Origin of the sequence: Lentzea sp. NPDC102401, from assembly GCF_044765805.1 — a bacterium.
Classification (GTDB): domain Bacteria; phylum Actinomycetota; class Actinomycetes; order Mycobacteriales; family Pseudonocardiaceae; genus Lentzea; species Lentzea sokolovensis.
In genome coordinates, this window is sequence record NZ_JBIWKS010000003.1 from 386,186 (window position 1) to 401,385 (window position 15,200).

At 68.2% G+C, this 15,200-nt stretch carries 12 protein-coding genes; 6 read left to right on the forward strand and 6 right to left on the reverse strand.

Features of this window, described 5'->3' with window-relative positions:
• Position 1 precedes the first annotated feature (1 nt).
• Positions 2 to 1,438: a CCA tRNA nucleotidyltransferase gene (locus ACIRG5_RS12520; protein WP_402904020.1), complete on the forward strand. Its 1,437-nt coding sequence runs from the start codon at positions 2 to 4 to the stop codon at positions 1,436 to 1,438.
• A gap of 95 nt (positions 1,439 to 1,533) precedes the next feature.
• Positions 1,534 to 1,788 (forward strand): LuxR C-terminal-related transcriptional regulator, encoded by a 255-nt coding sequence (locus tag ACIRG5_RS12525; RefSeq protein ID WP_402904023.1) that lies wholly within the window; start codon positions 1,534 to 1,536, stop codon positions 1,786 to 1,788.
• On the opposite strand, the gene ACIRG5_RS12530 is transcribed toward ACIRG5_RS12525, so the two are convergent.
• Complete coding sequence (locus ACIRG5_RS12530; RefSeq protein WP_402904026.1) at positions 1,717 to 3,057, reverse strand: MFS transporter; 1,341 nt, start codon at positions 3,055 to 3,057, stop codon at positions 1,717 to 1,719. The two genes, ACIRG5_RS12525 and ACIRG5_RS12530, sit on opposite strands and share 72 nt — an antisense overlap.
• 237 nt (positions 3,058 to 3,294) lie before the next feature.
• Between ACIRG5_RS12530 and ACIRG5_RS12535 the strand changes: the two genes are divergently transcribed.
• Positions 3,295 to 3,873, forward strand: coding sequence for a YqgE/AlgH family protein (locus tag ACIRG5_RS12535; protein WP_402904029.1), 579 nt, complete (start codon positions 3,295 to 3,297; stop codon positions 3,871 to 3,873).
• 155 nt (positions 3,874 to 4,028) lie between these two features.
• Here the strand turns inward: ACIRG5_RS12535 and ACIRG5_RS12540 are convergent, their stop codons facing one another.
• The gene (locus ACIRG5_RS12540) at positions 4,029 to 4,433 is read right to left on the reverse strand and encodes an SdpI family protein (protein WP_330271795.1); all 405 of its coding nucleotides are present in this window, start codon (positions 4,431 to 4,433) and stop codon (positions 4,029 to 4,031) included.
• Between the two features lie 250 nt (positions 4,434 to 4,683).
• Between ACIRG5_RS12540 and leuS the strand changes: the two genes are divergently transcribed.
• Positions 4,684 to 7,461, forward strand: a complete 2,778-nt coding sequence (gene leuS, locus ACIRG5_RS12545; protein WP_402904032.1) for a leucine--tRNA ligase — start codon at positions 4,684 to 4,686, stop codon at positions 7,459 to 7,461.
• A 21-nt stretch (positions 7,462 to 7,482) separates the two neighbouring features.
• On the opposite strand, the gene ACIRG5_RS12550 is transcribed toward leuS, so the two are convergent.
• Positions 7,483 to 8,097, reverse strand: coding sequence for a TetR/AcrR family transcriptional regulator (locus ACIRG5_RS12550; protein WP_402904033.1), 615 nt, complete (start codon positions 8,095 to 8,097; stop codon positions 7,483 to 7,485).
• A 92-nt stretch (positions 8,098 to 8,189) separates the two neighbouring features.
• Here ACIRG5_RS12550 and ACIRG5_RS12555 point away from each other — a divergent pair, with 92 nt between their 5' ends.
• The gene (locus ACIRG5_RS12555) at positions 8,190 to 9,053 is read left to right on the forward strand and encodes an NmrA family NAD(P)-binding protein (RefSeq protein ID WP_402904036.1); all 864 of its coding nucleotides are present in this window, start codon (positions 8,190 to 8,192) and stop codon (positions 9,051 to 9,053) included.
• Here the strand turns inward: ACIRG5_RS12555 and ACIRG5_RS12560 are convergent.
• Complete coding sequence (locus ACIRG5_RS12560) at positions 9,039 to 9,767, reverse strand: TetR/AcrR family transcriptional regulator (protein WP_402904039.1); 729 nt, start codon at positions 9,765 to 9,767, stop codon at positions 9,039 to 9,041. The two genes, ACIRG5_RS12555 and ACIRG5_RS12560, sit on opposite strands and share 15 nt — an antisense overlap.
• A gap of 112 nt (positions 9,768 to 9,879) precedes the next feature.
• On the opposite strand from ACIRG5_RS12560, the gene ACIRG5_RS12565 reads away from it, so the two are divergent.
• On the forward strand, positions 9,880 to 12,003 hold the full coding sequence (locus ACIRG5_RS12565) for an MMPL family transporter (RefSeq protein WP_402904042.1): 2,124 nt from the start codon (positions 9,880 to 9,882) through the stop codon (positions 12,001 to 12,003).
• Here the strand turns inward: ACIRG5_RS12565 and ACIRG5_RS12570 are convergent.
• Positions 11,934 to 12,890 (reverse strand): hypothetical protein, encoded by a 957-nt coding sequence (locus ACIRG5_RS12570; RefSeq protein WP_402904045.1) that lies wholly within the window; start codon positions 12,888 to 12,890, stop codon positions 11,934 to 11,936. The two genes, ACIRG5_RS12565 and ACIRG5_RS12570, sit on opposite strands and share 70 nt — an antisense overlap.
• A 248-nt stretch (positions 12,891 to 13,138) precedes the next feature.
• Positions 13,139 to 15,196: a DUF2339 domain-containing protein gene (locus ACIRG5_RS12575; protein ID WP_402904048.1), complete on the reverse strand. Its 2,058-nt coding sequence runs from the start codon at positions 15,194 to 15,196 to the stop codon at positions 13,139 to 13,141.
• Positions 15,197 to 15,200: the final 4 nt, after the last annotated feature.

Consider the following 15,200-nt stretch of genomic DNA (forward strand, 5'->3'; position numbering starts at 1 on the left):
CGTGTCTCGATCGCTCCAGCAGAATGCGGTGGTGGAAGCTCCCGCAATCGCACCAGTCGTCGCTGAGCTCGCCGCTCGGTTCGCAGCCGAGGGCAAGCGCCTCTACCTCGTGGGTGGAAGTGTGCGCGACGCCGTGCTGGGGCGCCCGACGAACGACTTCGACTTCACCACGGACGCGCGACCTGCGGAGATCCAGAAGCTGCTGAGCGGCTGGGCCGAGGCGCAGTGGGACACCGGAATCGCCTTCGGGACGGTCGGCGCGTCGAAGCAGGGCGAGATCATCGAGATCACGACCTTCCGCGCGGACGTCTACGACGGCGTGACCCGCAACCCCGAGGTGACCTTCGGCGACAACATCGACGGCGACCTGGTCCGGCGCGACTTCACGGTCAACGCGATGGCGTTCGACATCGCGGCGAGTGAGTTCGTGGACCCGACCGGCGGCCTCCAGGCTGCCCGCGACGGCGTGCTGGACACGCCGGCGACCCCGCAGGAGTCGTTCGGCGACGACCCGCTGCGCATGCTGCGCGCCGCCCGGTTCGTCTCCCAGCTCGGCTTCACCGCCGCGCCCAGGGTGATCGAGGCGATGCGGTCGATGGCAGGCGAACTCGCCCGCATCACGCCGGAGCGCGTGCAGGTGGAGCTCTCGAAGCTCCTGTGCGGCGCGCATCCGCGCCGCGGCATCGAGCTCATGGTGGAGACCGGGCTGGCCGACATCGTGTTGCCCGAGCTCACGGCCATGAAGCTGGAGATCGACGAACATCATCAACACAAGGACGTCTTCGACCACTCGCTGGTTGTGCTGGAACAGGCAATTGATCTTGAAGAAGTTGATCAGTCACCCGATCTGGTGCTGAGGATCGCCGCGCTGCTGCACGACATCGGCAAACCGGCGACCCGGAAGTTCGAGTCCGGCGGCGGCGTCTCGTTCCACCACCACGAGGTCGTGGGCGCGAAGATGGTCCGCAAGCGCTTGCGGGCGTTGCGGTACTCGAAGGAGATCACCGAGGACGTCGCGAAGCTCGTCTACCTGCACCTTCGCTTCCACGGGTACGGCAACGGCGAGTGGACCGACTCGGCCGTGCGCCGGTACGTGACGGACGCCGGTGACCTGCTGACGCGGTTGCACAAGCTCGTCCGTGCCGACTGCACGACCCGCAACAAGCGCAAGGCGAACCTGCTGAAGCGGACCTACGACTCTCTTGAGGAACGCATCGCGCGCATCGCGGCGGAGGAAGACCTCGCGCGCGTACGCCCGGACCTCGACGGCAACGAGATCATGAAGCTGCTCGGCCTGTCGCCGGGTCGCGAGGTCGGTGCCGCGTGGAAGTTCCTCAAGGAGCTCAGGCTCGACCGGGGACCGCTGGACCGCGACGAGGCGGAGGCCGCGTTGCTCGAGTGGGCCCGCGAACAGGGCATCACACCGCCCGCTCCGTGACGCATAGTGAGCGAATGGAATCCCCGCGTTAGCGAAGTGTCAGCGCGGGGATGCACCATGAGAAGTGCGCTAGGGGGCGCACGGGGGTGGTGCAGATGTTCGCTTGGGGACTTTCCGCAGGTCCTGCCGTACGGGACCTGGACGTTCTGACCGACGATCAACGAGCCGTGCTGAGGTGTCTCGCACGAGGTCACGCCGAGCACGAGATCGCGTGGGTGCTCGGCATCGGGCAGCAGCGGGTGGCCGACGAGGTGGCCGAGATCCTGCGGCGCCTGGATCTACCCGATCGTGTGGCGGCTGTCGTCTTCGCCCACGAGGCCGGCATGTTGCACCTGCCGTTTCCGCGCTGACAGGAGCAGGTAGGCGGCCATGCCGACCAGGTAGAGGCTCGCGGCGACGAGGATCAGGCCGGGCGAGCGCCCGTCCAGGGGGATCACCGTCGCCGTGATGGTCACCGCGGTGACCTGCGCGATGTTGAAGAGGGTGTCGTAGAGGGCGAACACGCGCCCGCGCACCTCGTCACCGACGTCGTGCTGCACCGCGGTGTCCACGCAGAGCTTGACGATTTGACCGGCGAAGATGATCACGAAGCTGGCCATCAGGATGGACGGCAGCGTCATCGGCAGCCCGAGCCCGACCTGGGCCGCGGCCGTGAGCAGCAACGCGCCGCAGATCGTGCGCCTGACGCCGAACCTGTCGACGACCCGGTCGGTCAGGAATCCGGCGAGCAGAACACCTGCGCCGCCGGCGACCGCGACCTCGCCGAGCCCGCCGATGCCGGCTTTGAGGATGCCGACGTCCTCCAGGCTGTAGCGCATCAGCAGCAGCGTGATCATCAGACTCATGCCGAACGCCGCCCGGTGCGCCAGCAACGCGGCCAGCCCTGCCGTGACGCTCGGCGTGTGCCAGGTGGCCTTCGCGCCGTCCATCAGCCCGCGGGCGACGGCCGTGAGGGCGTTGTGCGGCTCGTCGACCTCGTCCGGCCCGAGCACGCCCGCCTTGAACCGGCTGGCGATGAACGCGCTGAGCAGCAACCCGACCACGGCGATGCTGGTGGTCCACGCCGAACCGCCGTCCCCGGCGCCGAGCAGCGTGCGGAACCCGATCGCGCAGGCGGCGCCGATCACGGCCATGACCGCACCGGCCGTCGTGGTCAGCGCGTTCGCCTCGACCAGGTGATCTTCGTCGACGACGTGCGGCAGTGACGCGGACAGCCCGGACCCGACGAATCTGCCGATGCCCATGACGATGAGCGCGGACACGTAGAGGGGCAGCCCGCTCAGGCCTGCACCGACCGCCAGGGCCGTGAACAGCACGAACGTGGCCCGCGCGATGTTCGCGACGACGATGACCTTCTTGCGGTCCCACCGGTCGAGCAACGCACCCGTGAAGGGCCCGATCAGCGAGTACGGCAGCAACAACACCGCGAACCCTGCCGCGATCGCAGCCGGATCGGCCTGCCGTTCGGGGTTGAAGAGCACAGCGCCGGCCAGACCGGCCTGGAAGAGCCCGTCGCCCCACTGCGAGGCGAGACGTGTGGCGAGGAGCCTGCGGTAGGCGGGGATGCCGAGGAACCGGCGTGATCCCCAGTGGTGCTTCTCCACCGCAAGCGTTGTCACCGTTGCACTGTATGCGCGTAGTGGTGAAAACCACGAAAGCCGGACCTCACGGTCCGGCTCTCTTGGATCGGATGCCAGGTCGCCTCACGGCGCGGCGCACTACGCGGCTCCAGCCGAACGGTATTCCGCGAAGGCGGTTGTCTGTTGAGCCCGGGGGACACAAAGACATCCGACACCTCAGTCTAACGGGGCGCGGCCCTGAGTTGTTCCGGCGATCACGGGTGATTTCATGGTGACGTGCGTCCCGATGACGAAGTCGAAGTCGAGCCAGGCTCCCTGTTGGTTGCCGCTCCGAGCCTCAACGACCCGAACTTCTCACGCACCGTCGTCTACATCATCGACCAACGTCCAGAGGGGACCCTCGGCGTCGTGCTGAACCGCCCCTCCGAGGTGGCGGTCCACGACGTACTGCCACCGTGGGGCTCCCACGTCACAAAGCCGCAGTGCATCTACGTAGGCGGCCCGGTCGAGCAGAAGACGGCGCTGTGCCTGGCAGCGTTGAAGGTGGGCACCGACCCGTCCACCGTGGAGGGACTCGTCGGCGTGCAGGGCCCGGTCGCCCTCGTCGACCTCGACGCCGAACCGGACGACCTGATGCCGCTGGTGCGCGGCCTGCGCGTGTTCGCCGGCTACAGCGGGTGGGGCGAGGGCCAACTCCAGGGCGAGATCGACCGCGGCGACTGGATCGTCGTGACCGGACTGGCCGACGACGTGCTGACCGGCGCGAACGTCGACCTGTGGGGACGGGTGCTGCGCCGCCAGGGCATGCCGCTGGCGCTGCTGTCGACCTACCCGAAGGACGTCCGCGACAACTGATTCACCCGGACGGCAGGTAGGGCGTGTGCAAGTACTACCAACTCATGATCATCGAGCACATACCTACTACCAACCGGGCTGCTCAGCCCCAAGGCTGCGACGAGGCATCCGACCAGGCCTCCGCGTAGCGGCCCTGATTCACGTGAAACGTCGGGTTACAGACCCGCGAGCGGGGAGCATCCGCCGCCACCGCACGCGCACCCGCCGCAGCCCTTCGGCTTGACCGGCTCCGGCAGAGCCTCAGCCGCGCGGCTACCGACGAGCCCACCGGCGAAGGCGATCGTGAGCGCCCCGACCAGTCCGATGATCCCAGCGGTGACGGCCAGGTCGGCCATGACGAACGCCATCGCGCCCGACACGATCGCCACGACGCCCGCGGCGACGTTCGGCACGCCGGCGACGCGGTTGGCCAGCGCGAACGTCTCCTCGTCACGCACGGCGGCGGCGGTGCGCACGCCGACGAAGCGGTTGCGGCGCAGCTTGCCCTGCAGACCCAGCAGACCGACCGCGCCGAGAGCGACGCCGAGCACACCCAGGACGACCGACAGCACGATGTTCACCCCATGAGGGTAAGACGAATCCCCGGTTCGCCCGGCAGTCACCCCGGTCAGGTGTGCCACAGGCCACCGCCCGGTTCATCGCGCTTGCGGTCCGCTGATACCGTTGACGACATGAGCACGGCCCGCCTGCTCCTTATCTAGCCGCGACGACCTGATCGCAAGACGGTCGGCGCGGCCGCCCTCCATGCCCTGTCTGGGCTGGGGGGTTTCGTCATGTCAGGGGCAGGAACGACGTGAGAGGGACCTTGAAATGAGCACGGACGCGGCGGAGATTCCCGCCTACCGCTACACCGCCGAGCTGGCGAACCAGATCGAGGAGCGGTGGCAGCGGTACTGGGAGAGCAACGGCACCTACCACGCACCCAACCCCGTTGGGGCGCTCAAGGGTGACGTGCCCGCGGACAAGCTGTTCGTGCAGGACATGTTCCCGTACCCGAGCGGTGCCGGCCTGCACGTCGGTCACCCGCTGGGCTTCATCGGCACGGACGTCTTCGCGCGGTACCACCGCATGAACGGCCGCAACGTGCTGCACACCATGGGTTTCGACGCGTTCGGCCTGCCCGCGGAGCAGTACGCGGTGCAGACCGGGCAGCACCCGCGCAAGACCACCGAAGCGAACATCGACACCTACCTGCGTCAGATCCGCAGGCTGGGGCTGGGCCACGACGAGCGTCGCCGCATCTCGACGATCGACCCCGAGTACTACAAGTGGACTCAGTGGATCTTCCTGCAGATCTTCAACTCCTGGTACGACGCCGACGCGCGCAAGGCTCGTCCGATCGCCGAGTTGATCTCGCAGTTCGAGTCTGGCGAGCGGGACGTCGAGGGTGGCCGCAAGTGGTCTGAGCTGTCTTTTGCCGACCAGCAAAGGATCTTGGGCGAATTCCGGCTGGCCTACATGTCGGAGGCGCCCGTCAACTGGTGTCCCGGACTGGGTACTGTGCTGGCGAACGAAGAGGTCACCGCGGACGGTCGCAGTGAGCGTGGCAACTTCCCGGTGTTCAGGAAAAGCCTGCGCCAGTGGATGATGCGCATCACCGCGTACTCGGACCGGCTGATCGACGACTTGGACCGGCTGGACTGGCCGGACAAGGTCAAGGCCATGCAGCGCAACTGGATCGGGCGCTCGCATGGCGCCCGAGTCCGATTCGCGGTGGGAGACGAGAGCATTGAGGTCTTCACGACCCGGCCGGACACGTTGTTCGGCGCGACCTACATGGTCCTGGCACCGGAACACGAGCTGGTGGACCAGATTGCGGCGCCCGATCGCGTGGCAGACATCGCCGCGTACCGGCGCGCAGCGTCCCTGAAGTCCGAGCTGGACCGTCAGGAGAACAAGGAGAAGACCGGCGTCTTCATCGGGGCGTATGCGACAAACCCGGTGAACGGCAAGGAGATTCCGGTCTACATCGCCGACTACGTGCTGATGGGCTACGGCACGGGCGCGATCATGGCCGTGCCCGGTCAGGACCAGCGCGACTGGGACTTCGCGAAGAAGTTCGACCTGCCGATCATCCGCACGGTCCAGCCGTCCGAGGGCTTCGAGGGCGACGCTTACACGGGCGACGGGCCTGCGGTGAACTCCGGGTTCCTGGACGGCATGGCGATCGACGACGCCAAGAAGACGATGATCGGCTGGCTGGAGGAGAACGGCCACGGCCACGGCACCGTCCAGTTCAAGCTGCGTGACTGGCTGTTCAGCCGCCAGCGCTACTGGGGCGAGCCGTTCCCGGTCGTCTACGACGAGGCCGGCACCGCCATCGCGCTGCCCGAGTCGATGCTGCCTATCGAACTGCCCGAGGTCGACGACTACTCGCCGCGCACCTTCGACCCGGAGGACGCGAACACCGAGCCGTCGCCGCCGCTGTCGCGTGCCACCGAGTGGACGACGATCGAGCTGGACCTGGGCGACGGCCTGAAGACGTACCGCCGCGACACGAACACCATGCCGAACTGGGCGGGTTCGTGCTGGTACCAGCTGCGCTACGTCGACCCGGTCGAGACCGAGCGGTTCGTCAACCCGGAGAACGAGAAGTACTGGCTGGGCCCGCGCACGGCCGAGCACGGCCCGACCGACCCCGGCGGCGTCGACCTGTACATCGGCGGCGTCGAGCACGCGGTGCTGCACCTGCTGTACTCGCGCTTCTGGCAGAAGGTCCTGTTCGACCTGGGCCACCTGTCCGGCGACGAGCCGTACCGCCGCCTGTTCAACCAGGGCTACATCCAGGCGTACGCGTACGTCGACCCGCGCGGCGTCTACGTGCCGGCCGACGAGGTCGTCGAGGCCGATGGCAAGTACACGTACAACGGTGAGGAAGTCCGCCGTGAGTACGGAAAGATGGGCAAGAGCCTGAAGAACGTCGTCACGCCGGACGAGATGTGCGAGAAGTACGGCGCCGACACCTTCCGGTTCTACGAGATGTCCATGGGCCCGATGGACGTGTCACGTCCGTGGGCGACCAAGGACGTCGTCGGCGCGCAACGGTTCATGCAGCGTCTGTGGCGCAACCTGGTCGACGAGACCGACGGCTCGCTGCGCGTCACGGACGAAGAGGCGTCCGTCGAAGCGCTGCGCCTGCTGCACAAGACGATCGCCGGCGTCCACGACGACTACGCGAACCTGCGCTACAACACGGCGGGGGCGAAGCTGATCGAGCTGAACAACTACGTCACCAAGCACTACTCGGCGGGCACGCCCCGCGTGCTGGCCGAGGCCCTGGTGCTGATGCTGGCTCCGCAGGCCCCGCACGTGGCCGAGGAGCTGTGGTCGAAGCTGGGCAACGACGGCTCGCTGGCGCACGGCCCGTTCCCGAAGGCCGACGAGCAGTACCTGGTCGAGGACACGGTCGAGTACCCGATCCAGGTCAACGGCAAGGTCCGCTCGCGGGTCGTCGTGTCGGCGTCCGCGTCGCAGGACGAGATCAAGGCCGCGGCGCTGTCCGAGGAGAAGATCGCCGAGCTGGTCGCCGGTGGCGAACCGCGCAAGGTGATCGTCGTTCCCGGCCGCCTGGTGAACATCGTTCTGTAGCAACGAGAGGAGCTGGCGTGGCTACGGCCGCGCCAGCTCTGCCAGCACCTGCTCCACCTCCAGCGACGGGTCGGCCACGCGAGCCGCCCGCAACGCTCCCCCGAGCACTGTCATGAGCATCTCGACGACCACGTCCTTGTCGAACGGGTGCTCGTTCAGCAGGTAGTCGCGAGCCAGCTGGTCGGCCGCTGTCGTGTACATCCGCAGCACGGCCCGGACCGCCGGTCGCTCGAAGTCCAGCCCCAGGTTCTCGCACAGCCGGCGATTGCCGTCGTCCCGCACGGCGTCGAACGGCTCCTCCACGCCCCACGGCCGCAGCACCAGGTTCAGCGCCAGGTCGCGATGCGCCGCCAGGTACGTCAGGTGTGCCGCGTGCGACTGACGAATCCGCTTCCCCAACGGCACGGCCGGGTCGCTGACGTGCAGGTCCAGCACCTCGCGGCCGATCGAGCACAGCACCTCGCCGTAGAGCCCCTGCTTGCTGCCGAAGTGGTGGAACACCAACCCGTGCGCGACCCCGGCCGCTCGGGCGATGTCGGCTGCCTTCACGTCGTCGTACTTGGACGTGATGAACAGCTCTCGGGCCGCTGCCAGGACTTTCTCCTTGGTGGCGGCTGCGGTGGCGGCTCGGGTCATGTCACCACGCTAACAGCTCGTTGACTCCGAGTCAGTGAAGGAGTAAATCTTGATTAAGAGTCATTGACTCAAAGTCAACGAGGGGATGCGAGATGACGAAGTCACTGATCATCGGAGCGACGGGCACCGTGGGCGGTTTGGTGCTCGCCGAGGCCGTGCGCCGAGGTGTGGGCGTGCGCGCGTTGGTGCGGAACAAGGAACGGGCGAACCTGCCCGACACGGTCGAGCTGGTCCAAGGAGACCTGGCCGACCGCGACGCCGTGGCCAGTGCGCTGAGGGGCGTCGACTCGGCGTTCTACGTGTCGCCGCACGAGACCAACGAGGTCGAGATCGCGACGATCTTCGGTCAGGAGGCCGAACGAGCCGGCGCACGCCTGGTGTTCGGCGGCTTCCACATCGAGGACGACGACGCGCGCGAGGCGGCGGGCAGTGCGATCCCGGCCTACATCCCGAAGCTGAAGCTGGCGGCGTTCCTCGCGGGCACCGACACCAAGCCCGCGATGGTCAGCATCACCAACTTCGCCCAGAACGACGAGGTCTTCCGTCAGGACATCGAGGCGGGGACGTTCCCGACGCCCCTGCATCCCGGAGGGGTCAACCGGATCGACCTGCGCGACGCGGCCGAGGTGCTCACCAACGCGCTGGTCGACGTGAGCTTCGCGGCCGGCTCCTACCAGCTCGTGGGCCCCGAGTCGTTGAACGGCGAGCAGTCGGCGCAGATCTGGGCCGAGGAGCTCGGGCGGCCGGTCGTCTACACCGGTGACGACCCCGAGTGGCGCAGGGCGTTCGAGCGCAGGCTGTCGGGTCAGAAGCTGGTGGACTGGATTCGCAGCTTCGAGCTGCTCAGCTCGGTGCCGAGCCCCACGACCGAGGCCGAGGTCGCGACCATGACGAAGCTGCTCGGGCACGCGCCGCGCACGTTTCGCGACTACGTGCGCGATTCAGTGAAGAGCTGAGTCCGGGGCGTCCTGGAAGCCGATGTCCGTCAGCATCTGGTCGAGCATGCTGTCGAACATCGGCTCCGGGTTGCTCACCGTGAACGGGAACCGCCCGAACACTTCCAGCGCCACGTGCCCGTACAGCCGCACCCACGACTGGACGACGTGGTAGATCTTGCCCAGGTTGAGGACGGAGTCCTCGACTACGACGCCGTGCACCGACACCGCGTCCATCAGGACCTGTTGGAACCTCGCCAGGTCCTCGTGCAGGATTTCGGGCACGTCGTCGTCCGCGTGGTTCGCCACCAGATTGGACGCGATCAGCCGTCCCGCCAGCTGCAGGAACACCGAGCCGAACTGGTCGGCGCCGAGCGGGTCGCGTGGCGAGGCGAAGACCAGCGCGAACTCCTGCGGGTGGGCCAGTGCCCAGCGGCGGAAGGCGTGGCAGACCGCCCTGACCTGGCATCCCACCTGGCCTGACGTGTCCGCGGCGAGGTCGGCGTACAGAGCTGCCGCCATGTCCGCGCAGATGTCGTCGCAGAGTTGCCGCAATAGCGCGTCGTGGGAGTCGTAGTAGCGATACAACGCCGGCGCGGTGATCCCCAGTTTGCGCGCGATGGCACGCAGGGTAACTGCGTCGCGGCCGCTCTCCACCAAAAGGGCGCGGGCCGCCTGCCGAATCTCACGCTCGGTTTCGGCGCGAAGCCGTTCTCGGCGAGTGGCCTCGGTCATATGTCACTCCATCGGGTTGTAGACCCCGTCCATGGACCCGTACGGTTTTAGTGAACGGTGTTTACGAGAGTTCACGGGATTAACAGCACGGTAACCCAGGAGGCCGTCGTCGATGTTCGCGAAGTGGGGATCTATCGCATATCGCCGCCGGTGGGTGGTGTTGATCGCGACCGTACTGCTCGCCGTGGTCGGCGGCGTGTGGGGCATCGGCGTGTTCGACAAGCTCAGCCAGGGCGGCTACGAGGCTCCCTCCAGTGAGGCGGCGCGGGCCGACAAGGTAGCCGAGGAGGCGTTCGGGCGGCAGAACGGTGACGTGATCGTCATTTATCGCGGCGACTTCGCGAACCCGCTCGAACTCAAGAAGATCGCCGACCACATCAGCGGCTTCCCGAAGGACGACGTGCTCAAGGCCGTCGGGCCGGTGCCGTCCGACGACAAGCAGCAGGCGCTCGTCGCCATCACGCTGAGCAGCGGCGACTCGAACGAGCAGATCAAGCAGTTCCAGGACGTCCAGTCGCAGCTCAAGATCGACGGCTTCAGCGAGCAGGTCGGTGGGCTCGTGCCCACCCAGAAGGCCATCAACGACATGTCCCAGGAGGACCTGACGCGCGCGGAGATGTTCTCGCTGCCGCTGGTCCTGTTGCTGCTCGTGATCATCTTCGGTGGTCTGGTGGCGGCGTCCCTGCCGGTCGTCGTCGGTGGTCTCGCGATCATGGGCGCGCTCGGCGTGCTGCATGCCGTCGCCCTGTTCGCCGAGGTCAACTCGTTCGCGGTCAACGTCGCCTCGCTGCTCGGCCTGGGCATGGCGATCGACTACGGCCTGTTCATGGTCGGCCGGTTCCGCGAGGAGCTCGCCCAGGGCCGCACGACCGAACAGGCCGTCGGACGCACGGTCGCCAGCGCCGGCCGCACCGTCGTGTTCAGCGCGACGCTGCTGGTCATCGCGCTGGCCGGACTGCTGCTCTTCCCGCACGGCTTCCTGAAGTCCCTCGCGTACGGCGGTGTGTCGTCGGTCGCGATCGCGGCGCTGGTCTCGGTCACGCTGCTGCCCGCGCTGCTCGGCGTGCTCGGCCACCGGGTCGACAAGCTCGCCATGCCGTGGCGCAAGAAGGAGCCGAGCGAACGCGGCTGGCGCAAGCTCAGCACCAAGGTCATGAAGCGGCCCGTGCTGATCGCCGTGCCGATCGTCGGTGTGCTGCTCGCGCTCGGCTCGCCGTTCCTCGGCGTCCAGTTCGGCCAGGTCACCGAGAAGGTCCTGCCGGAGGGCAACGCCGTGCGCGTGGCCACCGAGAACATCAACCAGAACTTCTCGGCGCTCTCCAACACCGGCTTCAAGATCGTCGTCAAGGGCGGTGACCAGGCCGCGGTCCAGGAGTACCTGGGCAAGGTGAAGGACGTGCCCGGCGTCGGCGACGTCCAGCCGACGGGTGCGGACAAGGGCGTCACGGCCGCGGCCGCGGGTCTGGACAACGACGCGCTGAGCGAGGAGTCGAAGCAGGCGCTGAAGGACGTCCGCGCGCTGCCCGCCCCGCCCGGAGCCGAGGTGCTGGTCGGCGGCAACACCGCCACGGTCAGCGACTCGCTCGACGCCATTGCCGACGGGCTGCCGTTGATGGTCACGCTGCTGGTCGGCGCGACGCTGATCCTGATGTTCCTGGCGTTCGGCTCGGTCGTGCTGCCGATCAAGGCCGTGCTGATGAGCGCGCTGTCGCTGTCGGCGACGTTCGGCGTGCTCGTGTGGATCTTCCAGGACGGCCACGGCGCCGACCTGCTCGGCGTCACGCCGGGGCCGCTGGAATCCGGCATCGTCGTGCTGATGGCGGCCATCGTGTTCGGCCTGTCGACGGACTACGAGGTCTTCCTGCTCAGCAGGATGGTCGAGGCCCGCGGCCAGGGCGCGACTACGGAAGAGGCGGTGACCACCGGCCTCGCGAAGACCGGCCGGGTGATCACCTCGGCCGCGTTGCTGCTGATCGTGGTGACCGGCGCGTTCGCGTTCTCGCAGGTCGCGATGATGCGGTTCGTCGGCGTCGGCATGATCCTCGCGCTGGCGCTCGACGCCACCATCGTCCGGATGCTGCTCGTGCCCGCCGTGCTCAAGCTGCTCGGCAACGCCGCGTGGTGGTCACCCGGCCCGCTCAAGCGGATCCAGGAACGCCTCGCGCTTCACGACGAGCCGGCCGACCTCGACGACCCGTTCGACGACGAGGTCCGCAAGCCGGTCGCCGTCGGCTGACCGGGCGGGAAGGCGATCATGGCCGCGTCGAACTGGCGCGGCCTCGCCTCCTGCAGTTCGCCCGTCTTCATCCGGTACGTGGTGAGCACCGCGTTCGTGCTGTCCAGGACCGTCGTCGTCGTGCCGGTGGCGAGGAAGACCCTCGTGTCCCCCGGCGCGATGGCGACGCTCGGCGAGTCGATGCGCAAGCGTTCGCGCACCGTCATGGTCGCCGCGTCGACCACCACGACCGACCGTTCCTTCGGCATCGTCAGGTAGACCGTGGCGCCGTCCGGGGTGACGGCGATGCTGCCCGCTCCCCTGCCTGCTTCCAGCGTGCCGACGACCTGGTTCGTGGCCGTGTCGATCACCGACAGAGTGCCGGGCGTCTTCTCGCCGAGGCGCATGCCGCTCACGTAGAGGCGCTTGCCGTCCGGCGAGATCGCGAGGTGCTGCGGCAGCCCGCCGACCTGCACCGTCGACGTCTGGAACGCCGTCGCCGTGTCGACCAGGCCGACCGTGCCGTCCTGGGAGTTGGCGACGTAGAGGATCTTGTTGTCCGGGTGGACGGCCAGGCCCTGCGGCTGTCCACCCGCCTTGATCACCGCGACCATCTGGAAGTTCTCGGGGTTCACCACCGCGATGCCGCCACTGGCCGAGACGTAGAGCCGCTGACCGTCCGGGCGCATCGCCGCGTGCGAGAGCTGGACCTGGGTGAAGAGCCGGTCGACGATCTCGCCGGTGGCCGGGTCGACCACGGTGATCGCGCCGGTCCACCCGTTGATCACGTAGAGGCGGCGCCCGTCAGGAGAAACGGCGACACCCGTCGCACGCCCCCCGGTGTCGGCCTGCACGAGAACGGCGCCGTTGCGGGTGTCGACGACCTGGACGAGACCGGTCTTGCCCACGACGTACGCAAGCGGTGCGACCGATGCGGAGGAAGTGGTTGTGTACTCGTGCCCTTGGTGAACACCCGTCGCCGCGAAGGCCGCTGAGAGCGCTATAACCGCGGCCACGAGGCGTGGCTTTGCCATACGCCCGATGGGACCACTTCCGGGTGCTTTCGATCTACTTCCGTCACTCTGTCGAGGGAAATCTTTGCCTGGATGTAGTACGACCGTCGCCCGCGACGGCGGCGCGGGCGACGGTCGCACACTCAGTAGGAGTGCGGAGCCACCGGTTTGGATTCATACGACTCGGGATTCTTCGCCGATGTCACCAGTTTGGCGTAACGGGTGCCCGCGGTGAGCAGGACCAGACCGGCGCCGAGGAACGCCAGCACGCGGGCGATTCCGTCGAGCGCGGAGAGGTCGAACAGCACCAGCTTCACGACCGCGGCACCGACCAGGATCAGACCGGAGATCCGCAGCGCCTTGTTGTTGATCCCCCTGACCAGCAGGAACAACGCGGCGATCGTCCACGACACCGTGACCACCGAGTGTCCGAAGAGGAACCCGGTCTCGTCCGGCGAGACCAGCAGCGCCGTGCACAGCACCGCACCAGCCGCGCCATAGAGCAGCACGAGCCCGGAGACGATCCACGGGAACGGGTGCCTGGCCGGCTCGCGCAGCACCTGCATCTTCAACGCGGCCCACGGCAGCACGGCAGCGAAGACGGCCAGCACGACCGCGGTCACCAGGCCCGCCGCGTAGTCGCCGGGCTCGACGTTGTTGAAGAACCGCGGCTCCTCCACGAGCCAGGTGATCGGCACGGCCTGCCCGATCGCCATGAAGAACCCGAGCACGCCGAACGCCACCGACCCGACCAGCGCGCTCTTCTTGTTCAGCTGGGCCGCGAGGACCGCCAGCAGCACGGCCTCGGCCAGCACGATCGCCGTGCGGACGTTGCCGTCGAGCGCGATCACCGTGGTCTGGAACAACGCGAGCATGCCCGTCGCACCGGCCGCCGTCGTGAACCCGCGCGGCAGGTCGGGGACCATCCAGATCGCCAGCAGCACAGCGGCGACCACCCCGGCGAGGATCGAGTTGGCCGGGTCCTTCAACAACGTCGTCGCGAACAGGGCAGGCAACGCCGAACCCGCGATCAACGCGACCGCGACGATGTCGTCCGGACGCTTGCGGATCGTCAGGAACGCGACCGCGATGCCGACGACGGTCGTGGCCGCCGCGACGCCGACCACGGTCCACTCGTAGGAGCGCGGGATGGCGTTCGCGGTGGTGAGCAGCGAGGCGAGGATCGCGGGGAAGCCACCGGCGATCGCGAGGCCCGGCCAGTTGCGCTTGATCTGGACCGGCGTGCTGGCCATCTTCAGCACCAGCAGGAAGCCGACGAGCAGGACCGTGAAGCCCTCGGTGATGATCGGCGAGCACAGGGCGCAGGCTGCGACGACGGTGACCGCGAGCGCTTGCGAGTCCCACTTCAGCGCGAGCGCGACACCGGCGGCCGCGACGGTGAGCCCGACGACCAGGCCCACGCCTTCCGGCAGGTAGCCGTAGAGGCTGGTCGCGGCGATCACGTCCAGGTAGAGACCGGCGAAACCGGTAAAGGCCAGCGCCATCGCCCCGGTACGACCGGCGGGGTTGCGGTGCAGCCACATGCCGATGCCGACCATCGCGCCGCTGAACACCGCGCCGCCGATCACGCGCGGCATCGGGCCGAGCCAGCCACGCTGCACGGCGAGGACCAGCAGCAACACGAAGCCGAGCACGGTGATCGCGCCACCGACCCAGGCCAGCAGCTTCGCGCCCGCGCCGTCCTTGCCGAGCTTCTCGAACAGGGTCTCGCGCGGCGCCTGCGGCTGCTGTGGCCACGGCTGCTGCTGCGGGTGGGGCCACTGCGCCTGGGGAGGCGGCGGGAAGTTGCGGCCGGGAAGCGGCTGCTGGCCGGGGAACTGCTGGCCGGGAGGCATCTGGGCCGAGGCGGCGGCGTGCTGCGACCACGGGTTCGGCTGCTGCGGCGCGCCCACAGGGGACTGCTGCGGTGCAGGTCCGGAAACTTGCTGCGGCACACCGGCGGGCTGCTGCGGCGCACTCGTGGGCGGCTGCTGCTGCGGCACTCCGGCAGGCGGCGTCGGGACGGTCGTGGCAGGTGGCTGCGGCACCTCACCGGGCCGCGCCACCTCGGGTGCGTCGAGCACCGCGGTCGAGGTGGAGTGCTGACGCAGCTCCGAGCTGATCGTCGTCAGCCGCTGCCCGATGGCCGCGAGCTCCAGCGCGAGGCGCTGCTCGTCTCCGAGGCGATCCTGTCCGTCCATGTGA

Bases quoted from the DNA above. Each gene is read 5' to 3' on its own strand.
- ACIRG5_RS12550 (WP_402904033.1), bottom strand. From the start codon at position 8,097: ATGACCCGAGCCGCCACCGCAGCCGCCACCAAGGAGAAAGTCCTGGCA.
- ACIRG5_RS12525 (WP_402904023.1), top strand. From the start codon at position 1,534: ATGTTCGCTTGGGGACTTTCCGCAGGTCCTGCCGTACGGGACCTGGAC.
- ACIRG5_RS12565 (WP_402904042.1), top strand. From the start codon at position 9,880: ATGTTCGCGAAGTGGGGATCTATCGCATATCGCCGCCGGTGGGTGGTG.
- ACIRG5_RS12575 (WP_402904048.1), bottom strand. From the start codon at position 15,196: ATGGACGGACAGGATCGCCTCGGAGACGAGCAGCGCCTCGCGCTGGAG.
- ACIRG5_RS12560 (WP_402904039.1), bottom strand. From the start codon at position 9,767: ATGACCGAGGCCACTCGCCGAGAACGGCTTCGCGCCGAAACCGAGCGT.
- leuS (WP_402904032.1), top strand. From the start codon at position 4,684: ATGAGCACGGACGCGGCGGAGATTCCCGCCTACCGCTACACCGCCGAG.
- ACIRG5_RS12555 (WP_402904036.1), top strand. From the start codon at position 8,190: ATGACGAAGTCACTGATCATCGGAGCGACGGGCACCGTGGGCGGTTTG.